General features: G+C 32.8%; 10 protein-coding genes and 1 tRNA gene. 10 read left to right on the top strand and 1 reads right to left on the bottom strand.

All coding sequences use genetic code 11. The annotated features are described in order from the left end of the window. Positions 1 to 230, bottom strand: a 230-nt coding sequence (locus tag ACP5S8_RS02320; protein WP_461875541.1) for a Fur family transcriptional regulator, incomplete at its 3' end; no start/stop codon positions are given. A gap of 112 nt (positions 231 to 342) precedes the next feature. Here ACP5S8_RS02320 and ACP5S8_RS02315 point away from each other — a divergent pair. From ACP5S8_RS02315 to ACP5S8_RS02270, 10 genes are all read left to right on the top strand, one after another. Beyond that, positions 343 to 416: transfer RNA gene (locus ACP5S8_RS02315), tRNA-Arg, on the top strand. Positions 417 to 486: 70 nt separating this feature from the next. After that, positions 487 to 1566: an N-acetylmuramoyl-L-alanine amidase family protein gene (locus tag ACP5S8_RS02310; protein ID WP_461872226.1), complete on the top strand. Its 1080-nt coding sequence runs from the start codon at positions 487 to 489 to the stop codon at positions 1564 to 1566. Next, on the top strand, positions 1563 to 2267 hold the full coding sequence (locus tag ACP5S8_RS02305; protein ID WP_461875539.1) for a D-alanyl-D-alanine carboxypeptidase family protein: 705 nt from the start codon (positions 1563 to 1565) through the stop codon (positions 2265 to 2267). The genes ACP5S8_RS02310 and ACP5S8_RS02305 overlap by 4 nt, the downstream gene beginning before the upstream one ends. Positions 2268 to 2373: 106 nt before the next feature. Further along, entirely contained in the window at positions 2374 to 4395 is a 2022-nt protein-coding gene (locus ACP5S8_RS02300; protein ID WP_461875537.1) for a TonB-dependent receptor, read from the top strand. 103 nt (positions 4396 to 4498) lie between these two features. Further along, a complete protein-coding gene (locus tag ACP5S8_RS02295; protein ID WP_461875535.1) occupies positions 4499 to 4801 on the top strand; it encodes an ArsR/SmtB family transcription factor in 303 nt (100 codons plus the stop codon). Next, positions 4791 to 5117 carry a thioredoxin gene (gene trxA / locus ACP5S8_RS02290; RefSeq protein WP_461870509.1) on the top strand — a complete coding sequence of 109 codons (327 nt, stop codon included), beginning with the start codon at positions 4791 to 4793 and terminating at the stop codon, positions 5115 to 5117. Before ACP5S8_RS02295 ends, trxA begins: the two co-directional genes overlap by 11 nt. Further along, positions 5114 to 6052, top strand: a complete 939-nt coding sequence (gene trxB, locus ACP5S8_RS02285) for a thioredoxin-disulfide reductase (RefSeq protein ID WP_461875533.1) — start codon at positions 5114 to 5116, stop codon at positions 6050 to 6052. The genes trxA and trxB overlap by 4 nt, the downstream gene beginning before the upstream one ends. A 6-nt stretch (positions 6053 to 6058) precedes the next feature. Beyond that, the gene (locus ACP5S8_RS02280; RefSeq protein ID WP_461875531.1) at positions 6059 to 7117 is read left to right on the top strand and encodes a flagellar brake protein; all 1059 of its coding nucleotides are present in this window, start codon (positions 6059 to 6061) and stop codon (positions 7115 to 7117) included. Further along, positions 7114 to 7932 (top strand): Gfo/Idh/MocA family oxidoreductase, encoded by an 819-nt coding sequence (locus ACP5S8_RS02275; protein ID WP_461875529.1) that lies wholly within the window; start codon positions 7114 to 7116, stop codon positions 7930 to 7932. The genes ACP5S8_RS02280 and ACP5S8_RS02275 overlap by 4 nt, the downstream gene beginning before the upstream one ends. Further along, on the top strand, positions 7913 to 9067 hold the full coding sequence (locus ACP5S8_RS02270; protein WP_461870505.1) for a ribonuclease E/G: 1155 nt from the start codon (positions 7913 to 7915) through the stop codon (positions 9065 to 9067). The genes ACP5S8_RS02275 and ACP5S8_RS02270 overlap by 20 nt, the downstream gene beginning before the upstream one ends. Positions 9068 to 9100 lie beyond the last annotated feature (33 nt).

Below are 9100 nucleotides of genomic sequence, written 5' to 3'. Positions count from 1 at the left end.
TTATCTTCTAAATAAATAGTTTTGGCTAATCCTATATCTACCAACGTATTAAGCGTGTTATACACTGTAGATAAAGAAATATAAGGAAACTTTTCCTTTACCATACCATAAAGAGCCTCAGCACTAGGGTGCTCCTTTGAATTTAAAAATAAATCTAAAACATACTCTCTCTGCGGAGTTATTTTATATCCTAATTCCCTAAGCTTACCAATTGCAAACGCTTTCTTCATAAGAAAGAATATAAATTTAAATTTATTATTAAAAATGATTTAAAACATTAAAATATTATAAAACGACCACAAGATAACCATTTTCATTTATAATATTATAACTTAATTATAAGTCTCCGTAGCTCAGTAGGATAGAGCGCGAGATTCCTAATCTCGAGGCCGGCGGTTCGACTCCGCCCGGAGACGCTCTACAAAATCATATCTATTACATACGGCTTTTATCTTAAATTTATACTTGTATATTAAAATCTATAAAATGAGAAAAGCATTATTTTTTATGCTTTTAATATCTGTAATAAGTATAGCAAAAGCTTCGATTCTAGATGTAAGGAAAGGCTATTATCCAAACAAAATAAGATATGTGTTTGATGTAAGAAATGTGCATAGGTTTAGCGTAAAGAATATGGGAGATGTTCTTATAATTAAAATCTCAAAATTAAAAATCTTTTACAAATTACCATTTATTCCTTCTAAGGTATATTATTTCAAACTGTATCATCCCGAAAGATTGGTTATGGATGTATATAAGCCAAAACCCAAATCTTATATTAAAAATAAAGTAAGGATATCTTATATACCTACATTTTTATCAAACCGTGCAAATGGTAGAAAAGTGGTAGTTATAGACCCGGGACACGGTGGAAAGGATCCGGGAGGAATAGGGCTTTACGGTGTAGAGGAAAAGAATGTAGTTTTAGCTATAGGCAAAAAGCTTGATTATTTTTTAAGGCGCGATCCTAGATTTAAAGTAATTATGACACGAGATAAAGATGTATTTGTACCACTTCAAGAAAGGGCGATGATTGCTATAAAAAATAGAGCAGATTTGTTTATAAGCATACACTGTAACATAGCTCCAGATCATATAGAATGGCCACATGGAACAAATATATATTATTTATCCTCAGCTGGTATAAATAGAAAATACAATGAACTTGTTAAAAATGTAAGTTTTGATAAAGTGGTTTTTGGAAACGCTTTAGATACGCAAAGTATATCCGCAAGAAAGATATTAGCAAAAATGGCTCTAAAAATAACTAAGGATCAAAGTTACATATTTGCAAAAGACTTAGCATTTTTTCTAAACAAAGAGTTACACAGACACGTAACGCTACATAATATACACAGGAGAAACTTTGTGGTTTTAAGGACACCTGGTATACCATCGGTGCTTGTGGAGACAGGTTTTTTAACAAACAAAGAAGATGTGAAAAAGCTTACTAATCCCCAATATCAGTGGAAATTCGCAAAGGCAATGTATGATGCAATAGTATATTACTTTTTTGGAAACCACTACAATTATATTGCTCATAAAAATATGGAGTCACCGCTATGAAAACGTTAAACAACATAGAATTAAACAAAACTAAAAAGAGATTGATTTCTTTAGCTTTATTATTCATAACTATATCCTTAATTGGTTTTTGGCTTTTAAAACCAAACAATAAACTTAAAGTTTTTTTAACTATTAAAAATATAAATATTCCCGGCAAATTAACGTTAGAAGTTCCAAATAACGATAAAGTTTATGCGATAGGAACACTCAACGACGGAATATTAATAGAGCACGAAGCTAACAAAGAATGGCCTTTGGCTAGCTTAACGAAAATAATGACTGCTTATATTGTTTTAAAAGATCATCCACTAAAAGAAGGGGTAGAAGGTCCAAGAATAAACATTACGCAAAAGGATGTGGAGGAATATGAAAAGTTTAAAAAAGAGGGACAATCTATAGCAAAAGTAGCAAATGATGAAAGCTTAAGTGAAAGAAAGCTTATAGAGGGTATGCTCATTCCTTCTGCAAACAATTTTGCTTATATATTGGCAAGATGGGACAGCGGTAATGTAAAAAATTTTGTACGCAAAATGAACAAAACCGCATTCTCTTTGGGTTTGGAAAATACACATTACGTAGGTCCAGCAGGAGCAAAAGCTCAAAATATAAGCACTGCACTAAACCAATTTATTTTGGCTAAAAAGGTTATGGAAATAAAGACATTTAAGCATATTGTAGCTACGCCTCAAACATCAATATAGCTCTTCTTCTAAATTATTGTAAAGTCGATTTTGGAAAAAATTATCTTGAATTAACATTTAATTTATGTTAAAATTTATAATAAGTTAAACTAAAGGAGGATATGAAATGGTAAGAAAAATGCTTCTTAGTCTTTGTGTATTATCATCGGCGGGTCTGGCAAACGATTTATCAAGCGTTTTCATACTAAAACCGTTAAAGATATTTGGTTTACCAAAAAGTTTTGAAGCTTTTAAAAGCAAGAAAAATCTAAGTAGAAACAATAGCTTAGATTTAGCACAAGCATTAAATAAAGAAGTAGGCATATTCAACTATTCCAAAGGTGTTATTGCAAACGATATAGTCTTAAATGGTTTAAACAGAGACAATATAAACCTTTTAATAGATGGAACAAGAATATATGGGGCTTGTCCAGCTAGGATGGATGTACCAGCTTTTCACATACCGCTTAACTTTATACAAGGTGTTAAGATTGTATATGGTCCTTACGATATTACACATCAGGGGTCTATGGGCGGGCTAATAGATGTTAAAACTATATATCCAAAGCTTGGTTTTCATTCTAACCTATCTTTTAACGCAAATTCTTACGGATTTTTAAATCCAAACGTAGAAGCCTCTTACAACAATGGTAAATTTTACTTCGTAGCGGGATACTCTTTTAAAACCGCAGAACCCTATAAAGACGCTCACGGTGTTAAAATAACAAATTATATACCAAACGAATATAAATCAACTCCAACCCACGATTTTAACATAAACTCTTACATGGCGAAGTTTGGCTTCACACCAACTACCGATACAGACATAGGACTTTCTTACATAAAACAAAGCGCCAACAACGTTTTATACCCTTTTCTTAGCATGGATGCTATATACGATAGATCAAATATAGTAAATTTTCACATAGATAAAGACAATATTTCAAAGGACTTAAAAAATATTAGATTTAAAACTTACTACACAGATGTATATCATCTTATGACAAACCAATTTAGACAAACAAAGATGTACATGGCCACCTACGCCAGGACAAAAACCTATGGTTCATCTATATCGGCAGATATTTTAAATATTAATTTTGGAATAGATTTTTATCGAAGAAATTGGTACGCAGCAAATCAAATTCCTAGCCGTATGACACCTCCTTACATAATACCAGATGTATTTATAACAAATTTAGGTGCTTTTGCTAAAAAGAGTTTCTTGGTTTTTAAAAACCTAAAACTATCGCTTGGCTTGAGAATAGACAACACAAAATCTTCTCCAGACGGCTCTTTGATAGCCAAAAATTCGAGTTATATGACAAGATACAACTATAAATCGTTGTACGGTGTAAACCCATCCGATAAAACAGACACATACTTAAGCGGTTATATAAAATTAGAAAAACCCTTAAGCGAAAACAATACGTTTTATGCAGGTTTTGGACATACTGTAAGAGTACCAGACCCAGAAGAAAGGTATATATACTTTATAAACATGGGCAAATATTGGATAGGAAATCCAAACCTAAAACCTGCCAAAAACAACGAAGTTGATGTAGGCTTTTCATCAAAATACGATAAGTTTTCCTTAAATCTTGATGCCTATTATAGATATATAGAAGACTATATAACAATTACCCAATTTAAACAAGGTACAAATATGATAAATGAATATTGGAATACAACGGCTTTTATGGATGGCTTAAATATAGATACTTCTTATAGACTAACGAAAACTATAAGCTTGGACTCTAAAACATCGTATGTGAGAGGTTACCAAATTACAAATAAATTACAACACATCACAAGCCCAAATTTACCAGATATACCTCCTTTAAGAGAAATTTTGTCGTTAAGATATGACGATAAAAAGTACTTTGGGACTATAGAAACAATTTTAGACAGCACCCAAAACAAAGTAAATACAGACTTAAAAGAGCAAAAAATACCGGGATACGGCATAATAAACGTCTACGGTGGTCTAAATCTTGAAAATGGAGCAAGCATAACTTTGGGGATAGACAACCTGTTAAATCAAGAGTATTATAGCTACAACGACTATTACTCAAACCCTTTTAATGAAGGTGTAAAACTGCCAGAGCCTGGTCGTACATTTTATATAAATGTTCAATATAGTTTCTAAACCGCGCTTTGTCCATTCCCAATTAAGGGCCTTGCGCCCTTTATTTTTAAAAGCTTTTAAAAAAATGCATAATATAAAAAAATTAGTTTATAATATTTTCATTATGAGCATAGAAGTGGAAAAAGAAGAAACATTAGTAGATATAGCCGAATTTTTAAAAGCCTTAGGGCATCCGGTAAGGTTGAGGATTGTGGAACTTCTGATAGAACACAAACAATGTGTAAAAAATCTAGGAGATGTTTTAGGTATTCCACAGCCAAATATATCTCAGCACCTTGCCATACTTCGCTCAAAAGGTATTGTAGGATGGAAAAGAGAAGGATCTATAATATGTTATTTTATCAAGGACAAAAGAGCTATAGAAGTTTATAATTTATTGTTTAAGGAGGTTCAAGATGGCAAATAATGTTGTTGAACTTACAGACGCCAACTGGGAAAGCGAAGTAATAAACTCTTCTGTCCCTGTTTTGGTGGATTTCTGGGCACCGTGGTGTGGTCCTTGCAGAATAATAGCTCCAGTAGTTGAGAAGCTAGCTGGTGAATTTGCTGGCCAAATAAAAGTAGGTAAGCTAAACACAGACGATAACCCAGGTGTATCTATGAGATACGGTATTAGAGCTATACCTACCATAATGATGTTTAAAAATGGCGAAGTGGTAGATACTAGAGTTGGTGTTCAGCCAGAAGATAGCTTAAGAAAAATGATCAAAAACAATTTATGATAAATACTCATAAAATTTACGATTGTGTAATAGTTGGTGGTGGTCCGGCTGGTCTTACGGCCGGCCTTTATTGTGCTAGAGCGAAGATGGATGTTATACTTTTAGAAAAATCAACGCTCGGTGGTCAAATAGCCATAACCGATTTGGTAGAAAACTATCCCGGGTTTCCAGAAGGCATAAGCGGCAAAGAGCTTACCAACAAATTTAAGGCTCAAGCAGAGAGATTTGGCCTTAAAATCCATAGGCAAGGTGTGATATCTGTAGAAAACAACAACGACAATATTAAAACCCTTAAACTTGATAATGGATCAGAATTAAAAGCTAAAACCACTATAATTACCACCGGCGCCAGAATGAGAACCCTTGATGTACCAGGAGAAAAAGAATTTTTGAATAGAGGAGTTTCATATTGTGCCACTTGCGATGGTGCTCTTTTTGAAGATGTACCAATAGCAGTTGTAGGCGGTGGCGATTCGGCGGTCCAAGAGGCAAATTTCCTAACACGCTTTGCTTCAAAAGTTTATCTTATACATAGAAGAGATAAATTAAGAGCTAAACCTCTTCTTCAAGATAGACTATTTGCAAACCCAAAAATTGAATTCATACCAAATAAGGTTGTAAAAGCTATACAAGGTAGCGATTTTGTTAGCTCTTTACTGTTAGAAGATACAAAGACTGGTGAGCATTCAACGTTAGCTGTAGACGGCGTTTTTATATTTATAGGTATGATACCAGCCACAGACATAGTAAAAGATTTGGTGGAAATGGATGAATACGGATATATAAAAGTAAACGACAACATGGAAACTTCAGTACCTGGCATATTCGCCGCTGGGGATTGTAGAAGTGGTCAAACAGGTCAAGTTGTTGTTGCTGCTGGAGAGGGTTGTATAGCTGCCATGGCTGCTGAAAGATATCTGCAAAATTCCGAATAAGATTTAATGAATACTTTACAGCAGGCGGTAAATATATGGTATAGTAGCTCAAATACCACAAACATAATAATAGTTTTGCTGATGCTTTTAACCGTTATATTTTTGTTTTTTTTAGTACCGTATTTGATAGTAGAAATTAAAAAAAGAAATAAAATAAAAGAAGAATTTTTCAAAAAAGCTAAAGAATATGGGCTAACAGATTTGGAAGCAGAGCTTTTGTGGAGATATTCATCAGATTACAGATGGAATATTGCACTTGTTTTCAACAATAAAAAGGTTTTTGAAATAGTAGCATCAAAAATCTTAAACAACGATACATCTTTCGCAGATATTATAAACCAAATAAGACATAAGCTTGGCTTTGATCATGTACCATGGTTTTTGCCTATATCAACCACAAAAGACATAGAGCTATATCAAAGTGGAAAGATTTTGTTTAATGAAAGACAATACGACGCTGTTGTATGGGATAAAGACGAAAAATATATCTATTTGGCGCTTTACAACATTAACAAAAGCCCTATCAAAATAGGAGATGTTATAACGTTTAGTTTTATCACCCAAGACTACGTTCAAACATCTTTTAGTTCTAAGGTTGTTGGGATATCTGAGGATTCTGGTAGGATTTTATACAAAGTAGAGCACTCAGACAAGGTTGTAAGGGTACCTATTAGAGATGCGGTAAGAATTGAGCTAAGCTTAAAAGCATATATATATATCCCTACAGCTGAGGAGCTTGAAGTTTATGAAAAAGAACAGATTTTACCAGAACCAGAAGAAGACAAGTTTATAGAAGGAGTAATAAAGGATTTGAGCATAGGGGGAACGAGGTTTTGCACCAGTGTATCTTTGTCTGATCTTCAGAAGGTATTTGTAAAGTTCCGTATATACGATAAAGATTTAATAATATTTGGTACCATAAGAAATAAATTTGATGCTGTAGACCATTTTTGTTATGGTATAAAATTTGAGAATATAACAAAAGAGCAAGAAGAGGACATAAGAAGCTACATAATAGAACAACAAAGACTTTTAGTGAAATCTTACAAGCTAGGTGAGCTATGAGCGCACAAAACCATATCGTATTGATAGGCGTTGGTAATATGGGCAATAAATATCTAAACGTGCTGAAGCAGTTAACCAATGATATAGTGCTTTGTGATAGAGATATTAATAAAGTATTAGACAAAGGATTTCCCTATGTATGCGATATAGGAGATTTAAATTCATCCATCTCTAAGGCTATAGTAGCAACAGATCCTACTCAGCACGTAAATATAGCAAGAATGTTGTTAAACATTGGAGTTGATATACTCATAGAAAAACCACCAGCGACATCTTATGAAGAGTTTGTAAGCTTATCAGAATTCAAGAATAGAATATGGATATCAGAAATTGAAAGATTCTCGCTTTGCATAAAAGAATTTCCAAAACATATAAAACCAAAATACATAGAAATCAAAAGACTAAACAAAGGAAGAGGCTATATAAACCCTATATGGGATTTAGCTTGGCACGACTTGTACAATCTATTGTATCTGTTTGGCGATGTTACAATAGAAAACGTTAGGGTTGGGCATATCTGGGAGCTAACAGGAAAAGTAAACAACGAAATACCGTTCCAGTTACAAGTAGCTTGGAATCATCATTTTATAGATAGAAGTTGGACCGTCCACACCAGCAAAGGAAGCATTTTTATGAACTTCGCAGATGAAGAAATTATTTTAGAAGATGGGACTTCCTATACTAGGAAAGACGGTAATAAACTCATGGATATGTTAGGACAATTTTTGGACGGCTTAGAAGATGAATCTTTTGATAGGGCGGCTAAAATATTAAAAATGTTAGATAATATAAAAGATGAAATTGGTAGTATATAAAAAGAATGATTTAATATTTTCAATGCTTTTTAAAAGTAACGAACTTTTAGATATTAAAGTAGACAATGTAAATGATCCCGAATATAGCTCATCTATTTTTTTAGGTAAGATAAAATCTATCGCAAACGGGGTAGAAGGATATTTTGTTGATATAGGTTTAAAAAAAGATGGATATCTGCCTTTCAAAGAAGCTGATAAAGAATATAAAATAGGAGATTATGTTGTTGTTCAAGTAAAAAAAGAACCATCCAAATTTAAAGGAGCTAAATTAACCACCAAACTCTCTTTTAAAGGAAAGTACATAATATACTACGAAACTGATAAATCTGTAAAAACCTCACATCTTTTTGATGAGAACGTTAAAAGCGATTACGTTGATAAAGTTTATGGGCTTTTAAAAGAAAAAGAATCCGTAATTATTAGGAGCCAAGCTAAAAATGTGGATATATCAAAAATAGAACAAGAGCTAGAATTTTATAGAAAAAAATCAAAACTTATAAGAAACATATCTAACAAAGCTATTATGCAATTAGAACCTAAAGAACCATGTTATATATCAATGATAAAAGATTATGTTGGTGGTATAGAGAAAATTGTAGTATCTGATATAGAAATTTACAACAACATAGTTAGCTTCATATTGTCAAACGATTTAAATATAAACGTTGAAATGATTATCGATAACCAGAAGTTAGAAAACTTATACGAAGTAGAAAAGCATATAAACAGACTCTTAAGCAAGTATGTATGGCTAGAAAGCGGCGGTTTTTTGGTAATAGAAGAAACGGAGGCTATGACTACAATAGATGTAAATAGCGGTAAAAACACTTGTGATTGTATAGAGTCAAGCTCTTTTTCTACAAATCTAGAAGCCGCAAAGGAAATACCAAGACAGCTAAAGCTTAGAAATATTGGTGGTATTGTAATGATAGATTTTATCTTTATGAAAGATCAAGAGCATAGGAAAGAAGTGCTCAATGTTTTAAAAAATGGCTTTTCAAAAGATAATGTCCAAACCACAGTTTATGGATATACGGCCCTTGGTCTTATGGAGATAGCGAGAAAGAAAACCGGCAGAAGCTTGTTCCAGACTATAAAAGCATCTAAACAAGAAAATATGCCTAGCGCTGTATAAAAGAGTTATAATAATTATTTATCACATTTTTGG

The sequence above is a fragment of the Hydrogenobaculum sp. genome, assembly GCF_049967395.1.
In the GTDB taxonomy this organism is placed as follows: Bacteria; Aquificota; Aquificia; order Aquificales; family Aquificaceae; genus Hydrogenobaculum.
Note: the sequence above shows the minus strand (reverse complement) of the source record. Positions and strands in the feature narration are given on the sequence as shown.